Genomic DNA, 20,415 nt, shown 5'->3' on the forward strand with positions numbered 1-20,415 from the left:
CCCTGGTCAGGCGTTGACGTATGTGCGGATGGCACCCAGCAGTTCTTCACGCGTGAATGGCTTGGTCAGGTACTGCTCCGAGCCGACGATGCGGCCGCGTGCCTTGTCGAACAGGCCGTCCTTGGAGGACAGCATGATCACCGGCGTGGACTTGAACAGCTGGTTGCCCTTGATCAGCGCACAGGTCTGATACCCGTCCAGCCGCGGCATCATGATGTCCACGAAGATGATCTGCGGCTGTTGATCGGCGATCTTGGCCAATGCCTCGAACCCATCGGTCGCGGTCACCACTTCGCAGCCTTCCCGCTTCAGCAGGGTTTCCGCGGTTCTGCGGATGGTCTTCGAATCGTCGATGACCATCACGCGCAGCCCTGCGAGTTCCCCACCCGCAGCCATGTATTCAGTCATTACCTTTCCCCAAGCGCGCGACGCTTGCCTGATCCCCGGCGTCGCTGCGAAAGCGTATCTATATCCCAATACCGCCGCGCGCTTCAAGCACACCCACCGCGGCCCCGGCGCCAGCGGCCCGGCGGGCGCCCGGGCCGGGCCGTTTGCGCAAATCCGGGGCGGCGCCCGCCCGGCCGGACACTGCGTTCCGCGCCCCCGGGCAGGCATTGCGGACCCATTGTCGCTACCATCATCGGCCTGCCCGCCAGGTTGCGACCATGCCGTTGAATGTCATCGTGGTGATGGACCCCATCGCCCATATCAAGATTGCCAAGGACACCACCTTCGCGATGCTGCTGGAAGCCCAGCGCCGCGGCCATGCGCTGCACTACGTCAGCCCCGGCGGGCTGGCCCTGCGCGATGGCCAGGCCATCGCCCGCACCGCCCCGCTGCAGGTGCGCGAGGACAAGAACGACTGGTTCACCTTGGGCGAGTTCAGCCAGACCGTGTTCGGCCCCGGCCAGGTGGTGCTGATGCGCAAGGACCCGCCGGTGGATGCCGAATTCATCTACGACACCCATGTGCTCAGCGTCGCCCAGCAGGCCGGTGCGATGGTCGTCAACGACCCCCAGGGCCTGCGCGACTACAACGAGAAGCTGGCCGCCCTGCTGTTCCCGCAGTGCTGCCCGCCGACCCTGGTCAGCCGCCGCAATGCGGACCTGAAGGCCTTCGTGCTCGAACATGGCCAGGCGGTGCTCAAGCCGCTGGACGGCATGGGCGGGCGCTCGATCTTCCGCAGCGGCACCGGTGATCCCAACCTCAATGTGATCCTGGAAACCCTGACCGATGGCGAGCGCACGCTGGCCCTGGCGCAGAAATTCATCCCGGACATCACCGCCGGCGACAAGCGCATCCTGCTGGTCGATGGCGAGCCGGTGGACTACTGCCTGGCGCGGATTCCGCAGGGCGATGAGTTCCGTGGCAACCTGGCCGCCGGTGGCCGTGGCGAAGGCCGCCCGCTGAGCGAGCGCGACCGCTGGATCGCCGCCCAGGTCGGGCCGGAGATGAAGCGGCGCGGCATGCGCTTCGTCGGCCTGGACGTGATCGGCGATTACCTGACCGAAGTCAATGTCACCAGCCCGACCTGCGTGCGCGAGCTCGACGCTCAGTTCGGACTGAACATCGCCGGCACCCTGTTCGATGCGATCGAGGCCAGCCTGCCGCGATGAGCGCCAGCGTCGTCCCGGCCCCGACGTGGCAGGCGCGCGAATCCCAGCGGCTGGGCGCGACCCTGACGCTGTCCGTGCTCGTGCACGCGTTGCTGCTGCTGGGAGTCGGCTTCGCGGTCAGTGACAGCGCGCCGCTGGTGCCCACCCTGGATGTGATCTTCAGCCAGACCCAGACCCCGCTGACCCCCAAGCAGGCCGATTTCCTGGCCCAGGCCAATCAGCAGGGCGGTGGCGACCACGACAAGGCGCAGCGCCCGCGCGACAACCAGGCCGGGATCGTGCCGCAGGCACAGGCCGGGCTGTCACCGGTGCCGCAACAGCGCCAGGAGGCAGCCAGCGTTCCGCCGCCGCAGACCCGCGTGGTCAACAGCCGCAATGGCGCCGACACCATCGCCGAGGCGCAGCCACAGCCGCTTCCCGAGCACCCCCGCCCGGATGCACCGATGACCGCCCGCGAGCAGCGCGACGTGGAGATGGCACGACTGGCCGCCGAGGTACATCTGCGCTCGGCCCAGTACGCCAAGCGGCCGAACCGCAAGTTCGTCTCGGCCAGCACCCGCGAATACGCCTATGCCACCTATCTGCGCGCGTGGGTCGACCGCGCCGAGCGCGTCGGCAATCTGAATTATCCCGATGAGGCCCGCGCCCGCCGGCTCGGTGGCCAGGTGGTGATCACGGTCGGTGTGCGCCGCGATGGCACGGTCGAAAGTGCCCGCATCCTGCAGTCGAGCGGCACGCCGTTGCTGGATGAAACCGCGCTGCGCGTGATCACGCTGGCCCAGCCGTTCCCGCCGCTGCCCAGGACCGAGGATGCGATCGACATCCTGCAGGTGACCCGCACCTGGGTGTTCCTGCCCGGCGGCGAGCTGCGCGACGACCGCTGATCGGGCGCAGGGCGCAGCCACGCACGGCGTGGCCCTACCGCCCACTACGCAATCTGCATGTAGAGCCACGCCATGCGTGGCTGGGGCATTACAAGGCGACCGGCTTCAAGAAGCCGCCTGCTTCGCCGCCCGCGCCGCCTGTTGTTCCACCAGGGTCAGTGCCACGTTGTTGCGCAGATACGCCGGCTCCACCAGCTCCGGCGCCACGCCTTCGCCGCGCTGGAACGCGGGTACCGCCAAGGCCAGCACGTCCGACGCCCGCGGCAGCGCCAGCGCATCCACGCCGGTCAGTTGATCGGCCAAGCGCGTGGCCAGCACGCCCTCGGCCGCGCCGAACCCGGTGCCGACACCGAACCAGCGCGTGCCCTCAGGCAACACGACCTGCTCCGGCGCGCACACGCTCTCCTCGCCCTGCAGCTGCCACTGCCCGTCCACGCGGATGTGGCGTGCGGCATAGACCTCGCCCATGCGCGCGTCGATGCTGGCCAGTACATGATCGGCCTCGGCCGGCGCACGCAGCGCCAGCGCCTGCAGGGTGGAGACCGCGATCAGCGGGCGGTCCAGCGCGAGGGCGATCCCTTGGGCGATGGCGATGGCCAGCCGCACGCCGGTGAACGCGCCCGGCCCCCGCCCCAACGCGATCGCATCCAGCTGCGAACGGGCCACCCCCGCTTCGGCCAGCAGCGCCTCGGCCCAGGGCAGGCTCAGTTCGGCGTGACGGCGCGGGGCGATCTCGAAGCGCTCGCTGACCTGCCCATCCACATACAGGGCAACGGAACAGGCTTCGGTGGCGGTTTCAAAGGCGAGCAGTTTCATGGCGGTCAGAACAGGGAAGTGGGAAAGTCATCGGTGGACGGCAGACGTTGCACGGGCTGCGGTGAGGCAGGCGCAGCGACAGGTGTGGGGTCAGCGACGGGCCATTGTGGCGCAAAGAAGGCCTGCACATCGGTCAGCGAACGGGTACGCCGGAACGGCGGCAGTGAATCCAGGAAGATCCGGCCATAGCCACGGCTGAGCAGGCGTGGATCACACAGCACCAGCACACCGCGATCGGTTTCGCTGCGGATCAGGCGGCCCACGCCCTGCTTGAGCGCAATCACCGCCTGCGGCAGCTGCTCATCGCGGAACGGGTTGCCGCCGTCGCGGCGGATTGCATCCAGCCGCGCTTCGAACACCGGATCGTCCGGCGCGGCGAAGGGAAGCTTGTCGATCACCACCACGCTGAGCGCATCGCCGACCACGTCCACGCCCTCGCGGAAACTGGCCGAGCCCAGCAGGACGCCGTTGCCCGATTCACGGAAGCGCTGCAGCAGGGTCGCGCGCGGCGCCTCGCCCTGCACGAACAGCGGCCACGGTGCATCGCGCAGGGCCTCGGCCGCTTCGCGCAGTGCGCGGTGCGAGGCGAACAACAGGAACGCACGGCCGTGCGAGGCCTCCAGTACCGGCGTCAGTGCGCGGATCAACGCGGTGCCGAAGCCGCGCGCGGCCGGATCGGGCAGATCGGTCGGCAGATAGCACAGCGCCTGGTGGGCCCAGTCGAACGGGCTGGGCTGCAGCAGGCTGACCGGATCCTCCAGGCCCAGCCGCTGGGAAATATGCTCGAAACCACCGTCCACGGTCAGCGTGGCCGAGGTGAACACCCAGGCCGCCATCGAGCGCTGCCGATGCTCGCGCAGCGGACCGGACACATCCATCGGCGTGCGCTGGCAGCGGAAACCGCGTGGTGTGAGTTCATACCAGAGCACCTCCGCTGGCGGCGGCGCTTGGTCCGGATCGGTGTCGAAATCCAGCATCGGCGCATCGTCGCCCAGCCAGCGCGACAACCGTGAGACCGCTTCCATCGCGCGCGCATGGCAGGCATCCAGACCGGGCGACGCCTCGCGCACGCCGGCCAGCGCATCGCGCAGCTGCACCAGCGTACTCATCGCCGCATCGAAGCCATCGCGCACCTGCGGCACGGTCAACGCGCGCCACTGGGTGCCGCGCGGCGGCAGGCCATCCATCGCCACGCGCAGGTCGCGCAGGGTCTGCTCCAGCGCGGCCGCGGGCTCCTGCAGGGCCGCCTGCGCACCGGCCACGCTGCGGCTCTCTGCCAGGCAGTCGCGTGCCAGCTCCTGCCACGGGCGCATGCCGAAGCCTTCACCGAAGAAGTTGGCCGCCAGTTCGGGCAACTGGTGCGCCTCGTCGATCACGAACGCCTGCGCACCCGGCAGGATCTCGCCGAAACCTTCCTGCTTGAGCGCCAGATCGGCCAGCAGCAGGTGGTGGTTGACCACCACCACGTCGGCCGCCTGCGCCCGCTGCCGTGCCTGCACGACGAAGCAGTCATCCCAGAACGGGCACTCGGTGCCCAGGCAGTTATCGACGGTGGAGGTCACCATCGGGTACAGCGGCGAGTCCTCCGGCAACGCCTCCAGCTCGGCCATGTCGCCGTACTTCGTGCGCCCGGACCAGGCCAGGATGCGCTGGAACTGCGCGACCTGCTCGGGGGAACTGAAACGGGGTTCGCCCCGGGCCTGCTGCAGCCGATAGCGGCACAGATAATTGGCGCGCCCCTTCAGCAGCGCACTGCTGTGGCCCACACCGAGCGCGGCCCGCACGCGCGGCAGATCGCGGTGATACAGCTGATCCTGCAGCGCGCGGGTGCCGGTGGAGATGATGGTCTTCAGCCCGGACAGCAGCGCGGGCACCAGATACGCATAGGTCTTGCCGGTGCCGGTGCCGGCCTCGGCCAGCAGCACGTCGCGCTGGTCGAAGGCTTCGGCGATCGCCGCGGTCAGGCGCAGCTGGGCCGGGCGAGGTACGAAAGCATCGAGCTGGCTGGCGAGCGCACCGCCCTCACTGAGGGCATCGCGGCTGGCGTGGGCAAGTTGGGACATGACGACAATGATAGAGGCTGCCGGGCTGCGCCCGGCGCTACGCCGTCACGCATCCGCTGTCGCGCTGGCCTCAGTAGCGCATGATGCCCGGCACTGTGCAGCCTTCCAGCTGGGCATGCGCCGAGGCGGCATTTTCTTTTTCACCGCGGGCCAGGCGCGACTGCTCGATCGTTGCCCAATGGCGGCGGCACAGCGGGCCGGTCTTGGAGCCCAGTTCGACCGACTTGCGGGCGAAGGTTTCCGCCGCCGCCCAATCGCCCTGCAGCAGGGCGATCTCGGCACGGTCCTGCAGCACCGACGGATCCGAGGCCATGATCGCCAGCGCCTGATCGAGCGCCGCCGCAGCGCCGGTCAGATCGTTGGCCTGGCGACGGGCATGCGCGGCCTGGCGCAGGTCTTCCACCTCGCTGTCGCGCAGCGGCTGCACGGCCAGCTCTTTGTCGTCATTGCCCGCGGCGGCATCCACGGCGGCCAGGCGCTGGGCCGGCGTGGTGGTGTCGACCGGTGCCTTCACCACCGGCGGCGGAGTGACGCAGGCCGCCAGCGCGAGGCACAGCGTGGCAAGCGACGCGGAACGGATCAGGAAACGGGTGGTCATGCAGGCAGGCCTCGATCAGGGTTGACGCGCGGGGGTGGCGGCCGGTGCATTCTGCGCCGGTTCGGGGGCGGGCTCCGGCTTTTTCTCAAGGCCGAACCAACTGCGCCAGCCACCGCCTTCACTCTGTTCGCCACCCTCGCCTTCCGGCAAGGCGCTCGGCGCGGTGCACGGTACATAGGCCGGGGTGTAACCCACCACGAACGGGAAGCGACGCGCGCCGGGGCAGGCTTCATCGGTGGTGGCCGTGCCGCTGGCCTCCACGTACTGCCAGTCCAGGCCCTTGTTGCTGACCTTCAGCGGCGAGCTGGGCAGGCGCTGGAAAATGCCGGACCAGACCCGCATCGACCCGGTCGCACCATACAGCCCGGCCTGTTCGTTCTGGTCATTGCCCATCCAGATCACAGCCAGATGGTCACCGGTGTAGCCGGCGTACCAGCTGTCGCGGCCGTCGTTGGTGGTGCCGGTCTTGCCCGCCGGCTGCAGGCGGCCCAGGCCGTCGGCGTTGAGGCGCTGCGCGGTACCGCTGGCCACGACCTGCTGCAGACCGATGCTGATCAGGTTGGCGGCAATCGAGTCCCCTTCCTGCGCCGGCGCCGGGGTCTTGTCGTAGCGCTTCATCAGCTTGCCCTGCGGATCGAGCACGCCACGCACCGCATGCAGCGGCTGGATCTCGCCGCCCGAGGCCAGGAACTGATACAGCTGGGCCATCGCATACGGGCTTTGATCCGTGGAGCCCAGGATCACCGCGGGATTGGGCTCGGCCTTGATGCCCGCCAGCACATGGATCAACTGCGTGACCCGCTCCGGGCCGACCTGCATGCCTACCCGGACCGTGGCCTGGTTGTAGGAATGGGCCAGCGCATCGATCAGGCGGACCGTGCCGTGGCTGCGGTTGTCCGCGTTGCCGGGGGACCACTGCTTGCCGCGGCTGAGCTGCACCGTCACCGGCGAATCGTCGACCCAGCTGGACAGCGAGTAGCGGTCCGGCTGCGCCAGCGCCAGCAGATACACGAACGGCTTGAGCAGCGAACCGACCGGGCGCTGCGCCTCGATGGCGCGGTTGAAGCCCGGTTCGGAGACGTCACGGCTCCCGACCACGGCCAGCACATCCCCGTTGTGCACGTCGGTCAGCACCAGGCCGGCCTGCAACGCGGGACGGCGCTTGCTTTCCAGTGATTTGATCGTCTTGGTGACCGCGCCTTCGGCATACGCCTGCGCCGACGGTGCCATGCCGGTCATCACGCTCAGGCCGGCGCCCTGCAGCACCGACTCGGGGTAATCGTGACCGAGCTGGCGGCGGACCAGATCCACATAGGCCGGGAAACGATTGGCCGCGATCAGGCCCGGGGTCTTGGGCACGCCCAGCGGCGCATCGACCGCACGCGTGTACTCGGCATCGTCGATCAGATTGGCGTCGCGCAGCTTGCCCAGCACGAAGTTGCGGCGGTCCAGCGCACGTTCGGGATTGCGGCGCGGATCGTAATAGGACGGGCCCTTGACCAGGCCGATCAGCAAGGCGACATGCTCGGTGTTGAGCGAGGCCAGATCGCGCCCGAACCAGAACTCCGCGCCCGAGGACATGCCGTGGATCGCCTGGCTGCCGCGCTGGCCCAGGTAGACCTGGTTGAGGTAGGCCTCCAGGATGGTGCGCTTGTCGTAGCGCGCCTCCATGATCAGCGCGTACAGCACCTCATTGAACTTGCGGGTGACGGTCTGCTCTTTGCCGATCCCGAGCAGGCCGCTGCGGGCCAGCTGCTGGGTCAGGGTCGAGGCGCCCTGGCGGCTCTGGCCACCGGAACGCACGGTCACCCAGATCGCGCGGGCGATGCCGCTCAGGTCGATGCCGTGGTGGCGGTTGAAGTCCTTGTCCTCCACCGCCTGCAGGCCGGTGACCAGCAGCTCGGGGGTCTCTTCAATCCGCACCAGCCGGCGCTCTTCCTGCTTCTGGCCGTACAGCGTGGCGATACGGGCCGGATCCAGACGCGCGGCCTTCAGCGCCTTGCGGGTGTCGGGGTCACGCAGCGAAGCGATCGACCCGCCGGACAGGCTCAGCTCGACGCGGCGCGGGGCGACCCGACCATCGACGTCGTTGTAGCCACGGCTGGAGATGACGAAACGCCCTCCCTCCTGCGTATACGTGGCCGGCGACTTGCCGATCCCGTCATCCCGGTAGGCGGAAGCCGCCAGCTCGGTCTTGAGCGTGGCCGCATCCATCGCCACGCCGGGCGCCAGCGGCAGCGGGCGCGCATAGACACGGGTGGGAATCTGCCAGCGCAGCTCACCGAAGCGCTGGGTGACCTGTTGGTTCAGGTACACCGTATAGGGGATCAGGAAGCCCAACCCCAGCGCGACAGCCGCCATGCTCCAGGTGATCAACCGGCGCCGCCACAGCGGGCCGCGGCTTTCGGTGTCGTCGTCGAACTCGTCGATGTCGTCGGAATCGTAGCGTCGGGGCACGGGGATGCGAGAATATGGATTCCGGCGAGTCTAACGCAGCCACCGCGAGCGGCGCGTTCTCCCGGGTTCCCCCGCTTAAGCTGGAGTTGCAACGGGATGTCGATGTCCTTGGCCGATGCTCGCTATTTCCTGAACCGCATGCTCGGCCTGTTCCGTCGCAGCCTGGCCAGTCTGCGCACCCGGGGCTGGCGTGCTACCTGGCAGCGCATCCGGGTCCATACCCAGGCCGTGCCGGCGTCACGCGGGGCGCCCCTGTACCTGCCGGAGGCCACAGCGTTCGCGCCGTTCACCGTCCCCGCCAGCGAGCGCCCGGTGGTCAGCATCATCATTCCGGTCTACAACCACGCCGCGCATACGTTGGCCTGCCTGCGGGCACTGGCCGCGCATCCACCGCAGGTCGCCTGCGAGATCCTGGTGGTGGACGACGGCAGCAGCGACGCGACGATCACCTGGATGCCGCAGATCCGCGGCCTGCGCTATGAAATACGGGCGAGCAACGGCGGCTTCATCGAGGCCTGCAACGATGGCGTCGCGCGTTCGCGTGGTCAGTACGTGGTGCTGCTCAACAACGACACTGTGCCGCAGCCCGGCTGGCTGGATGCGCTGCTCGCCACCTTCGCCCGGGTGCCGCGCGCCGGCCTGGTCGGTTCACAGCTGCTCTACCCCGACGGCCGCCTGCAGGAGTCGGGCGGGGTGATCTTCCAGGATGGCAGTGGTTGGAGCTACGGCCGCTTCGAATCGCCCGAAGATCCGCGCTACAGCGCGCTGCGCGATGCCGACTACTGCTCCGGTGCGGCGCTGATGATCCGGCGCGCGCTGTGGGAGGAGATCGGCGGCTTCGATCTGCGCTACAAGCCGGCGTATTACGAAGACACCGACCTGGCTTTCGCCGTGCGCGCCAGCGGCCACCGCGTACTGGTACAACCGGCCAGCCGGGTGGTGCATGACGAGGGCACTAGCAACGGCACCGATACCGGCAGCGGGATCAAGGCTTACCAGGTCCGCAACCGCGGCGTGTTCGCGGCGAAGTGGGCCGACGCACTGCAGGCGCAGCCCGCCGTCGGCAGCGTTCCCTCGCCAGTCCTGCTGCACCGTGCCCAGCGCCAGGTCCTGATCCTGGATGAAGAAGTGCCGCAGCCGGACCGCGACTCGGCCTCGCTGCGCCAGTACAACCTGATCGGCATGCTGCTTGAAGCCGGGGTCCACGTGGTGTTCGTGCCGACCCGGCGCGAACACGGCGGCGCGGCCACCGAGGCGCTGCAGGCGCTTGGCGTGGAGGTCTGGTACGCCCCGTATCTGGACGGTGTGGCGCCGTGGCTGCGCGCCAACGGCGCCCGCTTCGATGTGGTGATGATGGTCCGCTACCACGTCGCCCACGAGTGCCTGCCGCTGCTGCGCAGCTTTGCGCCGCAGGCCCGCACGGTCTTCGATACCGTTGACCTGCACTACCTGCGCGAACGCCGTGGTGCGGAGATCGCCGGTGATGCAGGGCTGCTGCGCAATGCCGAGCGCACCCGCGCACGCGAGCTGGCGGTGATGGAACAGGTGGATGTGACGGTGCTGGTCAGCGCGGCCGAGCGCGAGCAGCTGCGCGTCGATGCGCCAGGCGCAACCGTGGAACTGATCTCCAACCTGCACGAGGTTGCTGGGGCCGGCCCTGACTGGGCCGAGCGGCGCGATCTGGTGTTCGTCGGTGGCTTCCGTCATCCGCCCAACCTGGATGCCATGCAGTGGTTCATCGGTGAGGTCTTCGCGCGCATCCGCGCACACCTGCCCGACATCCGTTTCCACTGCATCGGCGCGGCCGTGCCCGATACCCTGCGCGCGCTGGCCGCGACCCAGCCGGGCGTGGAGATCCACGGGTTCGTGCCGGACGTGGTGCCCTACATGGATGGCATCCGCATCGCCGTCGCGCCGCTGCGCTTCGGTGCAGGCGTGAAGGGCAAGGTGAATCTCAGCATGGCGCATGGGCAGCCGGTGGTCGCCACGACCTGTGGCGTGGAAGGCATGCACCTGCGCGATGGCGAGGATGTGCTGGTGGCCGATGATGCCGAGGCATTCGCACAGGCCGTGGTGCAGCTTTACCAGGACAAGGCCCTGTGGCGCCGGCTCTCGACCGCTGGGCTGCAGAACATCGTGGATCATTTCTCGCTGGATGCGGCCCGCGCCACCGTGCAGCGGGTGTTCCTGGATTAAGTGCCCGAGCCACCGCCGGCGCTGCGCAGGCGCTCGGCGAAGGCCGGCAATTCCGGCAGGTCCGGTTGCCAGCGCTGCGCCTGCTGCAGCGCCTGCTGCGCGTAAGCGATGTCACCCGAGCCCAGGCGCTCGCTGCCGATGGCCAGCCAGCGCTGCGCCAGCCGCCGCCGCGCGGCGGCCTGGGTGGCATCATTGGTCGACAGCGTCTGCCAGGCGTCCAGACAGGCCCCCGCGGCCAGCACACGGTTCTCGCGCAGGCGATCTTCAAAGCACTGCCGGCTTGCGGGCAGCAGGCGCTGCGCGGCGGCACGCACCCGCGGGTCCTGCGGCGCGACGCCCTGGGCCTCGCGCAGGGCGTCGTAGGCACTGCGTCCGGGCGGGTCCAGGAAGTTGCCACGGCCCTCCGCCTCCGCCAGGCGCGTGAGCAGACGCTGCAGTGTGCGTTCGCGCTGCGCCCTCGGCACCGCCGGGGTCTTCAGTGCCGCCTGGGAGCGCTGCGCCTGCTCGATCACATGGCGGGCCGCCTCCAGCGAACGCGTGGACGCGCCCAGCGATTGCGCCACCTGAAGCGCCCGGGCTGCGTCTTCGAAGCGGAAGTTGCCGGCCAGCCGCGTCGCACGCGTGAGCTGCGCATCGGCGACCTGCAGCTGGCCACGGCGCGCGGCAGGATCGTCGGGCAGCGCCGAAAGCACCGCGGCGAAGGCATCGGCCGCAACCTCCAGCTTCTGTCGGCGCAGCGCGATCTCGCCCTCGCGCTGGCGTCGCTCCAGCGCGTTGTTCAGCGCTTCCTGGGTGGCCGGCAGATCGACATGGCCGGCATCGAAGCCACGCGCGCTGCGCACCAGCGCCGCAGCCCTGGCCACATCGCCGCGGCCGGCCGCCGTGCGCGCCTGCTGGAGGAGATCGGACAGCGCATCCTCGCGCCCCTCCAGCGCGCGCACCTGGTTGGGGGACAGCGCCAGCACCTGCTGGAACAACGGCAGTGCGCTGTCGGGGCTGCCCTCGAGCCGCTGCGCCTGCAAGGCCGCTTCGGCGCGACCAAGCAACGCCCCGATCCCCGCGCGTGCCTGGTCGTGTGCGTGCAGCTGCTGCGCCACCGCATCGGCGTCGCGCTGCGGCACCTGCAGTTCGCGGGCCAGCGCCAGCGCGGCGGTCGCCGCCGGTGCATTGCCCCGGTCCAGCGCATCCCGCGCCTGCTGCAGGGCAGCCTGGCCCGTGCGTGCCAGACCGCTGCGCGCCTGCAAGCGGTCGTTGTCCAGCGCCAGCGCGGCCTGGAAGGATTCACGTGCGCCACGACCGTCTGCCGCACTCAACCGGCCCGCGGCCAGCGCGCGATCGCCCTGGTCGAGCAGCTGCTCGATCTGCGGTTCGTTCCAGAACCAGTTGGCCAGCGGCCGGCGCAACAGTGCCAGGCTGACGAACAGCAGCACGGCCACCAGCAACGCCCACCGCCAGATGCGCCGGGCATGGCGCGCCTGCAACCACCACCAGCGGCCTTCGCGGCGCACCCGTCGCAGTGCCTCGTGGGCGGCGTCATGCCTGTCATCGTCCCGGCTCATGGCGCGAGCCTAGCGTGGGGCACGTGAGCTCAGCCTAGACGCCGGGCTTCGCTGACACCGGGCAGCGCGTCCAGCTTGCCCAGCAGGGTCGAAAGCTGGCCGTAGTCACTGACCTTCAAGCGCAGACGCAGATGCGCACGGCCACTGTTGCGGACGTTGTCGCTGTGGATGTCCAGCACATAGGCATCCTCCTGCGCGATCAGGTTGGTGATGTCCTTGAGCAGCCAGCGCCGGTCGACCGCGTCGACCACCACGTCCACTTCATAGCCACCGCCGGCCTGGCCCCACTCCACCGGAAGAATGCGCTGCGGGCTGGCCGCGGCCAGACGTGCCAGCGCGGCACAGTCGGTGCGGTGCACGGTGACGCCGCGGGCACGCGTGAGGTACCCGACGATCGGCTCACCGGCCACGGGCTGGCAGCACCGGGCGAGCTGCACGAGCAGATTGCCCACGCCCTGGACGGTGAAATCGGCGCTGCGCACGCTGTCGCGCCGCGCCGTCGGGCGCGGCAGGGCAGGCACCGCCGGCTGGCTGGCGGCGCGCTCGGCTTCCAGCAGTGTGCGGCTGACCTGGTTCGGCCCGGTGTCACCCAAGGCCACCTGGATGTAGAGATCATCGACGCTGTCGGCGTGGAACTTCTTCACCGCGATGGCCAGATCGGCGTGCTGCAGGCCGAGGCGCTTGAGTTCGCGCTCGAGCAGCTCGCGGCCGGCCTGCACATTGCGGGCGCGGTCCAGCTTGTGGAACCAGCCGCGCACCTTCTCACGCGAGCGGTTGCTGGCCAGGAAACCGCTGGAGGCCAGCAGCCAGTCGCGCCGGGGATCGGCCTCCTTGCCGGTCAGGATCTCGACCCGGTCGCCGCTGCGCAGGCGGTAGGTCAACGGCACGATGCGGCCGTTGACCTTCGCCCCACGGCAGCGGTGCCCGACCATGGTGTGCACGTGGTAAGCAAAATCTAACGGCGTGGCGCCCTGCGGCAGGTCCATCACCTCGTCCTTGGGACTGAGCGCGTAGACCCGGTCTTCGGTCAGCTCGGCATCCAGCGCCCCGGCCAGCTCACTGGCATGTCCATCCTGGGATTGCTCCAACAACTGGCGCATCCAGGTGATCTTGCGGTCGAACGCCTTTTCCGCGCCTTTGCTGCCTTCCTTGTAGCGCCAGTGCGCGGCCACGCCGAGCTCGGCCTGGGCATGCATGTCGTGGGTGCGGATCTGCACTTCGATGGTGCGCCCTTCCGGGCCGATCACGGCGGTATGCAGCGAACGGTAATCGTTGGCTTTCGGGCGTGCGATGTAATCGTCGAATTCGCTCGGCACCGGCGCCCACAGTGCATGCACCACGCCCAGCGCGGCGTAGCAGGCGGCCACGTCGTCCACCATCACGCGCACGGCGCGGATGTCGTACAACTGCTCGAACGCCAGCCGCTTCTTCTGCATCTTCCGCCAGATGCTGTAGATGTGCTTCGGGCGGCCGCTGACCTCGGCACGGATGCCTTGCGCCAGCAGTTCACGCGACAGCGCCTTTTTGACGCCCTCGACATAGCGCTCGCGCGCCAAGCGCGTTTCATCCACCTCGCGCGCGATGCGGCGGTAGGTCTCCGGTTCCAGGTGGCGGAACGCCAGATCCTCCAGCTCCCACTTCAATTGCCAGATGCCGAGCCGGTTGGCCAGCGGCGCGTGGATGTCGCGGGTGAGCTGGGCCAGCGCGCGCCGTTCGTCCTCGGGCAAGCGATCGGCACCGCGCATGCGGGCCAGCTGGCGGGCGAGCAGGATCGGCACCACACGCAGATCGCGGATGATCGAGAGCAGCAGGCGGCGCAGGCCTTCGCTGTTGCGCCCGGCCTCGCGCCCGGCGTGCAGCGCCCAGACCTGGTCGGCAGCGTCCAGACCGTCCAGCAGGCCGACGACCACCGGCTTGAGCGCACCGATCGGCAGCGTGTCCAGCCCGGCACGCAACCACGGCAGATCGAACAGCAACGTGGCCAGCAAGGCAGACTCGTCGGCCGAGAGCAATGACAGCGCATCGAGCGTATCGGCCAGCACCGGCCAGCCCGCGCGCCTTTCCAGATCGGCCTCGGGTTGCTGCCAGCGCTGCAGCAATGCCTCGCGCAGCTCAGGCGGCAGCGAAGCCACCGAGGGTCGGGTCAACAAGCCATCCAGGCCGGGGGAGGAAGCGCGGTTCACAGCATCGTACAGACAAGACAGAGGCCACCTACACTAGCGCCGCAGCGCCCCCCCGACAATCGCCATCACCTGCATGTGCACATGCCCCGGCGCTGGCACTACACTGCGGCTATCCCTAGGAGAGACCCTGCCATGCGCTTTTCCCGTCTGCGGTTGTTGGCCTGTGCGGCCGTCATGATGAGCCTCTCGCTACCGGCGCTGGCCCAGCGCGTGGTGGAAGGCGATCTGCAGCAGCAGATGTCGCCGGCCGAGTTCAAGGCCGCCGGGCTGGAGAAGCTCACGCCGCAGGAACTGGCCGAGCTCAACAACTGGCTGCAGGGCAAAGTGGCGGCGCTGGCGGCCGATGCACGCGAACAGGCCCGCGAAGAGGCCCGCGAAGAGGGTCGTCAGGAAGTGATCGTGAAAAACCACGGCTTCTTCGACTTCGGCACCAAGGAGCCGATCAAAAGCGCCTTGACCGGAGAGTTCCGCGGCTTCGGCAAGGGGCAGCGTTACGTGCTCGCCAACACCCAGGAATGGGAGCAGATCGACGACGTCCAGGTCGGTGGTGTCCGCCGCCAGTCGCCGGAGGTCAGCATCGCTGCCGGCGTCGGCGGCGCGTGGTACATGCAGGTCCAGGGCGTCAATACCCGCGCCAAAGTGCGCCGCGTCAAGTAAGCCGGTTCAGGTCCCCCCCAGCGCCCCGCGCCGAATCGGCACGGGGCAGTTGCCGGATCAGGCGTTCTGCAGCGCAGCGACGCGCTGGGCCAGCTTCTTGGCCGAAATGCCGGTCTTTGCGCCCAGCTCCTGGGCGAACAGCGAGACCCGCAACTCTTCCAGATCCCAGCGCAGGTCCTGCCACTGGGGCCGCTTGCGCAGGCCGCGTGCGTCGGCCTGTGCCAGCGCATCCAGGAACGGACGCAGTTCCAGCATGCGGGCCTGATCGCGCGGTGGATCGCGCTTGGCGCGCTCGGTGCGCAGGATCATCGCACGCAGATAGCGCGGGTACTGCGCCAGCGCGTCGGCCGGCGTGTCACGCAGGAAACCGGCATGGACCAGGGCGGCAAGCTGCTGCTCCATGTCATCCAGGTTGCCACGCGCCCAGCCCATCAGCGGCGCTTCCAGCTGTGGTTTGAGTTCGGCCACGTGGGCGAGGATGTTGTCGGCCAGCTTCAGCCGCGCCATCGCCTCGCCGAACAACGCCTTGCCCGCCTCGGCACTGCGTTTGGCGAACGTGGCCGGATCGCGGATATCGCCCAGCCCATCAGCCAGCACGGCGTTCATCGCCGCATCGACCAGATCACCACGCAGCCGCTCCTGCGATTCGATAGCGGCATACAGCAGGCCGGTTTTGGGCGGCACCGGCAATTGTTTGCGCGCTTGCTTGGCCTTGTCGGCCAGCGCGATCTCCAGCAGGCGGCGCACGCCAAGCGGATGCTGCTCCAGCGCCTCGTTGCGATCGGCAAAGATCTTCAACGCGGCGGTCTCGCCCTGGTCGACCAACGCAGGATAGGCCGGCACGCCGGCTTCGCCGGGCACCTGTAGCGGGATCGGGCTGGCGGGGAAATCGCGCAACCCGTCCGCCGCCAGCGCACGCCCGGCACGTGCGGCGAAGGCGTCACCGGCCTGGTCGCCGAAGCGGGCACGCAGTGCATCCAGATCGCGTGAGGTTGCCAGTACGTTGCCGTCCGCGTCGCGCAGGCGCAGATTCATGTGCAGGTGCGTCTCCAGCGACGCGTTGTCGAAATCGGTCGCCGCCAGTTTTGCACCGGTCGCGCGGGACAGGAACCGCGCCAGCTCACCCCGGATGTCATCGGCGGTCGGCTCGGCGAAGGCCTCGGCGAACGCGCGACCGAAGTCCGGTGCCGGTACATAGTTGCGGCGCATCGCCTTGGGCAGGCTGCGGATCAACGCGGCGGCCTTGTCGGCCACGAAGCCGGGCGCCAGCCACGACAACCGTGCCGGATCGAGTGCGTTGAGCAGATGCAGCGGCACCTCCAACGTTACGCCATCTTCGTCGGCGCCTGGTTCGAAGGTGTAGTGCAGCGGCAAGCGCGCATCGCCCAGCGGCAGGTAGTTGGGATAACGCTCGGCGTCGCTGCCGTCGCCCGGCAGCAGATCGGCCAGCGTCCACGACAGCGCGCGGCGCTTCTCCGGTGCCAGCGCCTTCCACCAGGTATCCAGGCCCATCGCCGAATGGATCTCGGCCGGAATCCGGTCCAGGTACCAGCGCGCCTGCCAGCCTTCGTCGGCGACGATGCCGGCACGGCGCAGCTTGGCCTCTTCTTCGCGCGCCTGCTCCAACACCTTGAGGTTGTCGGCGACGAAGCCGGCACGGGTGTTGATTTCGCCAGTCACCAGGCCCTGCCGCACGAAGATATCGTGTGCCTCGCCCGGCGCGATGCGGCCGTAGTGCACCGGCTTCTTCGGGGCCAGCACCAGCCCGAACAGACTGATCTGCTCGGAGGCCAGTACCTGGCCCTGCGCGCGCGACCAGTGCGGGTCGAAGTGCTTGCGCAGCAGCAGATGCGGCAGTTCGTTGATGACCCAGTCCGGCTCGATCGCCGCGTTGGTCAGGCCCCAGATTTTCTGGGTATCGAGCAAGGTCGCGGTGAGCAGCCACGGCGGCGGCCGCTTGGCCAGGGTCGAGCCCGGGAACGGCAGGAAGCGGCGCTGGCGCGGCGCCAGGAAATCGCCCTTGTCGCTGCGGTGGCCGATCTGCGTGGGCAGGCCGGCGATCAAGGCACGGTGGAGGGTCTGGTAGGCCGCCGCGCGTACTTTGTCGCTGAAGGCGTTGCGCGCCTCGGAATCGGCCCCCTTGACCGGCGCCGGCGTGTTCTGGGCAGGGGTCGGCTCGGATTTCCCTTCACGGGCCAGGCGTGCGGCACGGTGCTGCTGGCCACGCGTCGCCTTGATCTTGGCCTCGTCATCGCGCGCCGGGGCAGGCGCCGAGGATCCGGCAAGCAACGGTGCCAACGATGTCTCCGCCGGCTCTTCGCTCCATCCCAGTTCCTCGCACAGCACGCGCAGCTGACGATGCAGCTCCCGCCACTCGCGCATGCGCAGGAAACCAAGGAAATGCCGCCCGCACCAGTCACGCAGCTTGGACTGGGTCAGGTCTTCGTGGGCCTGGCGGTAGCCGTCCCACAGGCGCAGCACGCCGACAAATTCCGAACGCCCATCGGCGAACAGCGCATGCGCATTGTCGGCGGCGGCGCGCGCTTCCGGCGGGCGCTCACGGGGGTCCTGGATACCCAGGAACGAGGCGATCACCAGCATCGGCCGCAGGCAGCCCTGGGCCTGCGCGGCGACCAGCATGCGGGCCAGTTTCACGTCCACCGGCAGGCGCGCCATCTGACGGCCGATCGGCGTCAGGCGGCGCTCGGCATCGACCGCACCCAGCTCACCCAACTGCTGCCAGCCATCGGCGACCGCGCGTTCATCCGGCGCTTCCAGGAACGGGAAATCCTCGATCCGACCGAGGCCGAGCTGCAGCATCCGCAGGATCACCCCGGACAGGCTGGAACGGCGGATCTCCGGATCGGTGAATTCCGGGCGCGACTGGAAATCCGCTTCGGAATACAGCCGGTAACAGATACCTTCGGACACCCGGCCGCAGCGGCCCTTGCGCTGGTTGGCGCTGGCCTGCGAGACCGCCTCGATGTGCAGCCGGTCCAGCTTCTGGCGCGGGCTGTAGCGCTTGATGCGGGCGAAACCCGGGTCGATCACATAGCGGATGCGCGGCACCGTCAGCGACGTCTCAGCGACGTTGGTGGCCAGCACGATGCGCCGGTTGGCGCCCGGGTTGAAGACCAGGTCCTGATCCTTGACCGACAGCCGCGCATACAGCGGCAGCACGTCGGTGCCACGGTACTTGCGCCGTTCCAGCGACTGGTGCGCATCGCGGATTTCGCGCTCGCCCGGGAAGAACAGCAGGATGTCGCCGCGCGGGTCGATCCGGGTGATTTCATCCACCGCCGCGACCACCGCATCATTGACGGTGCGCTCGCCATCGCGCGCACCGTCCGCCTCGCCACCGCCCTCGCCTTCCAGCGGCCGGTAACGCACCTCCACCGGGAACGTGCGGCCTTCCACGCTGATCACCGGGGCATCGTCGAAATGCTGGGCGAAGCGCGAGGTGTCGATGGTCGCCGAGGTGACGATCAGTTTCAGGTCGGGGCGCTTCTTCAGCAGCTGCTTCAGATAGCCGAGCAGGAAATCGATGTTGAGGCTGCGTTCGTGCGCCTCGTCGACGATGATCGTGTCGTAGTTGGACAGCCAGCGGTCACTGCTGATCTCGGCCAGCAGGATGCCGTCGGTCATGAACTTGATGCGGGTATCGTCACCGACGCGATCGGTGAAGCGCACCTGGTAACCCACCGTGGTGCCCAGCTCGGACTGCAGTTCCTGCGCCACGCGGGTCGCCACGGCACGTGCGGCGATCCGTCGCGGCTGGGTGCAGCCGATCATGCCGGCGGTGCCACGGCCGGCGGCCAGGCACAGCTTGGGCAGCTGGGTGGTCTTGCCCGAGCCGGTTTCACCGGCGATCACCACGACCTGGTGGTCGCGGATCAGCGCAGTGATGGCCTCGGCTTCACGCGCAATCGGCAGTTGCTCGTCCAGAGTGATCGTCGGCTGATTCAGCGCACGCGCTTCACGGCGCTGCACGGACGCCTGCAAGGCCTGCTCGAACGCCGCCGCCAGACCCGTATCCGCCGGTTTGGCCCGCCAACGCGAGAGCATCCCCAGCAAACGACCGCGGTCGCGGCTCATGGCCCCGTTGATGGCGGCCTGCTGCTGGGCCAGGCGTGCTGCATGTGGTTTTTCGATAGCGCTCATCAATCGATTCGTTTAGAACTTTTGTTTACTACTGAAAGGGTAGTCTGATCTATTGTGAAGGCCATCCGATTCATCCCATCCATAAGGAGTTCTCCCATGGCGAAGACGACCAAGACCCCGGCAAAGCCCAAGACTGCCAAGCAGAAGCTCGGCGCGGCGGCCCCGTCGGCCCCGAACATCGATATCGGGATCAAGGAGGGCGATCGCAAGAAGATCGCCGATGGACTGTCGGCCTTCCAGGCCGATGCGTTCACGCTCTACCTGAAGACCCACAATTTCCATTGGAACGTGACCGGGTCGATGTTCAACTCGCTGCACACCATGTTCGAGACCCAGTACACCGAACAGTGGGCGGCCCTGGATGACGTGGCTGAACGCATCCGTGCACTGGGCTTCAATGCCCCGGGCTCGTACCGCGAGTTCGCGGCCCTGACCTCGATCGCCGAGGAGCCGGGCCTGACCGACAGCGCGGACTGGCGTGAAATGGTACGCCAGTTGGTCACCGCCAACGAGGCTGTGTGCCGTACGGCGCGCAAAGTGCTGGACGTGGCCGACGATGCGGACGACGCACCGACCGAGGATCTGATGACCCAGCGTCTGCAGACCCACGAAAAGTACGCCTGGATGCTGCGTTCGCTGCTGCAGTAAGGGGTTGTGTTGCGGCAGGCTTGGCTGACGGGGTCTCCGTGTTGGCGAGCGGGGGCCAGGCCCTGCCGGGACGCGCCGTAAACCCATCCCTGGGGGCTCGTGGGCGCCATCCTTGGCGCCCTGACGGTCCCGTCAGGGCCTGGCCCCCACTCGCCAGACAGATCTGGATGGACGGTGGGGCAAGCCAAAGCAGCCCGCCGCAAGTAGCCAAGTCACCCCGTCGAGATGCAACGTCTAGATGCAACAGGCAACAACCCACAGGCGCCGATTGGCGCCTGTGTGCGTTTGACTGGTTCGTGACCGGCTCTTGAGCGGCCCTTGACTTGGCTCTCCTCTGGACACCAGCCACGTGTCGACGGCGCGGTGTGGGTGGGTTTGCAGGACCGTTGGGCGCCATGGATGGCGCACTACGAGCCCCCATGGACGGGTTCACGGCGGGTCCTGCAGGCCCACCCACACCGCGCCAAACCCGTAAGACGGAACGCCCGGCGCTTTGAGCCTCTGCCTTTGAGGCCTTGAGGCTTTGATGCCTTGGCTCCTGGCATCCCTACACGCCGATCCGGCATCAGAGGACACG

The 20,415-nt window shown here is 68.5% G+C and carries 13 protein-coding genes; 5 read left to right on the forward strand and 8 right to left on the reverse strand.

The window, feature by feature from the left end:
• Positions 1-6: 6 nt before the first annotated feature.
• Positions 7-408, reverse strand: a complete 402-nt coding sequence (gene pilG / locus AC06E9_RS02695; RefSeq protein WP_121039045.1) for a twitching motility response regulator PilG — start codon at positions 406-408, stop codon at positions 7-9.
• Between the two features lie 257 nt (positions 409-665).
• Between pilG and gshB the strand changes: the two genes are divergently transcribed.
• Together gshB and AC06E9_RS02705 are read left to right on the forward strand one after the other, a co-directional pair.
• A complete protein-coding gene (gene gshB, locus AC06E9_RS02700) occupies positions 666-1,616 on the forward strand; it encodes a glutathione synthase (RefSeq protein ID WP_121039048.1) in 951 nt (316 codons plus the stop codon).
• Entirely contained in the window at positions 1,613-2,500 is an 888-nt protein-coding gene (locus AC06E9_RS02705) for an energy transducer TonB family protein (RefSeq protein ID WP_121039053.1), read from the forward strand. The genes gshB and AC06E9_RS02705 overlap by 4 nt, the downstream gene beginning before the upstream one ends.
• 105 nt (positions 2,501-2,605) lie before the next feature.
• Here the strand turns inward: AC06E9_RS02705 and tsaB are convergent, their stop codons facing one another.
• The 4 genes from tsaB to mrcB form a co-directional block, all read right to left on the reverse strand.
• Positions 2,606-3,316: a tRNA (adenosine(37)-N6)-threonylcarbamoyltransferase complex dimerization subunit type 1 TsaB gene (tsaB, locus tag AC06E9_RS02710; protein ID WP_346468727.1), complete on the reverse strand. Its 711-nt coding sequence runs from the start codon at positions 3,314-3,316 to the stop codon at positions 2,606-2,608.
• Positions 3,317-3,321: 5 nt separating this feature from the next.
• A complete protein-coding gene (locus AC06E9_RS02715; protein WP_478049446.1) occupies positions 3,322-5,379 on the reverse strand; it encodes an ATP-dependent DNA helicase in 2,058 nt (685 codons plus the stop codon).
• A 70-nt stretch (positions 5,380-5,449) separates the two neighbouring features.
• On the reverse strand, positions 5,450-5,977 hold the full coding sequence (locus AC06E9_RS02720; RefSeq protein WP_121039063.1) for a hypothetical protein: 528 nt from the start codon (positions 5,975-5,977) through the stop codon (positions 5,450-5,452).
• Positions 5,978-5,992: 15 nt separating this feature from the next.
• The gene (gene mrcB / locus AC06E9_RS02725) at positions 5,993-8,434 is read right to left on the reverse strand and encodes a penicillin-binding protein 1B (RefSeq protein ID WP_478055433.1); all 2,442 of its coding nucleotides are present in this window, start codon (positions 8,432-8,434) and stop codon (positions 5,993-5,995) included.
• A 96-nt stretch (positions 8,435-8,530) separates the two neighbouring features.
• On the opposite strand from mrcB, the gene AC06E9_RS02730 reads away from it, so the two are divergent.
• Positions 8,531-10,630, forward strand: coding sequence for a glycosyltransferase (locus tag AC06E9_RS02730; protein ID WP_478055434.1), 2,100 nt, complete (start codon positions 8,531-8,533; stop codon positions 10,628-10,630).
• On the opposite strand, the gene AC06E9_RS02735 is transcribed toward AC06E9_RS02730, so the two are convergent.
• Together AC06E9_RS02735 and AC06E9_RS02740 are read right to left on the reverse strand one after the other, a co-directional pair.
• Positions 10,627-12,189, reverse strand: a complete 1,563-nt coding sequence (locus AC06E9_RS02735) for a hypothetical protein (protein WP_478055435.1) — start codon at positions 12,187-12,189, stop codon at positions 10,627-10,629. The genes AC06E9_RS02730 and AC06E9_RS02735 overlap by 4 nt on opposite strands.
• A gap of 29 nt (positions 12,190-12,218) precedes the next feature.
• On the reverse strand, positions 12,219-14,372 hold the full coding sequence (locus AC06E9_RS02740; protein WP_121039075.1) for a RelA/SpoT family protein: 2,154 nt from the start codon (positions 14,370-14,372) through the stop codon (positions 12,219-12,221).
• A 132-nt stretch (positions 14,373-14,504) separates the two neighbouring features.
• Here AC06E9_RS02740 and AC06E9_RS02745 point away from each other — a divergent pair, with 132 nt between their 5' ends.
• Positions 14,505-15,029 carry a hypothetical protein gene (locus AC06E9_RS02745; protein ID WP_121039078.1) on the forward strand — a complete coding sequence of 175 codons (525 nt, stop codon included), beginning with the start codon at positions 14,505-14,507 and terminating at the stop codon, positions 15,027-15,029.
• A 57-nt stretch (positions 15,030-15,086) separates the two neighbouring features.
• Here AC06E9_RS02745 and hrpA read toward each other — a convergent pair whose 3' ends face one another.
• On the reverse strand, positions 15,087-19,190 hold the full coding sequence (gene hrpA, locus AC06E9_RS02750; protein ID WP_478055436.1) for an ATP-dependent RNA helicase HrpA: 4,104 nt from the start codon (positions 19,188-19,190) through the stop codon (positions 15,087-15,089).
• Positions 19,191-19,286: 96 nt separating this feature from the next.
• Between hrpA and AC06E9_RS02755 the strand changes: the two genes are divergently transcribed.
• Positions 19,287-19,838 carry a Dps family protein gene (locus tag AC06E9_RS02755; protein WP_019185151.1) on the forward strand — a complete coding sequence of 184 codons (552 nt, stop codon included), beginning with the start codon at positions 19,287-19,289 and terminating at the stop codon, positions 19,836-19,838.
• Positions 19,839-20,415: the final 577 nt, after the last annotated feature.

This window comes from Stenotrophomonas sp. Steno-Z10-BAI, from assembly GCF_056393115.1.

Coding starts and splice junctions, on each gene's coding strand:
- pilG (WP_121039045.1), bottom strand. CDS start 408: ATGACTGAATACATGGCTGCGGGTGGGGAACTCGCAGGGCTGCGCGTG.
- gshB (WP_121039048.1), top strand. CDS start 666: ATGCCGTTGAATGTCATCGTGGTGATGGACCCCATCGCCCATATCAAG.
- AC06E9_RS02705 (WP_121039053.1), top strand. CDS start 1,613: ATGAGCGCCAGCGTCGTCCCGGCCCCGACGTGGCAGGCGCGCGAATCC.
- tsaB (WP_346468727.1), bottom strand. CDS start 3,316: ATGAAACTGCTCGCCTTTGAAACCGCCACCGAAGCCTGTTCCGTTGCC.
- AC06E9_RS02715 (WP_478049446.1), bottom strand. CDS start 5,379: ATGTCCCAACTTGCCCACGCCAGCCGCGATGCCCTCAGTGAGGGCGGT.
- AC06E9_RS02720 (WP_121039063.1), bottom strand. CDS start 5,977: ATGACCACCCGTTTCCTGATCCGTTCCGCGTCGCTTGCCACGCTGTGC.
- AC06E9_RS02730 (WP_478055434.1), top strand. CDS start 8,531: ATGTCGATGTCCTTGGCCGATGCTCGCTATTTCCTGAACCGCATGCTC.
- AC06E9_RS02735 (WP_478055435.1), bottom strand. CDS start 12,189: ATGAGCCGGGACGATGACAGGCATGACGCCGCCCACGAGGCACTGCGA.
- AC06E9_RS02745 (WP_121039078.1), top strand. CDS start 14,505: ATGCGCTTTTCCCGTCTGCGGTTGTTGGCCTGTGCGGCCGTCATGATG.
- hrpA (WP_478055436.1), bottom strand. CDS start 19,190: ATGAGCGCTATCGAAAAACCACATGCAGCACGCCTGGCCCAGCAGCAG.
- AC06E9_RS02755 (WP_019185151.1), top strand. CDS start 19,287: ATGGCGAAGACGACCAAGACCCCGGCAAAGCCCAAGACTGCCAAGCAG.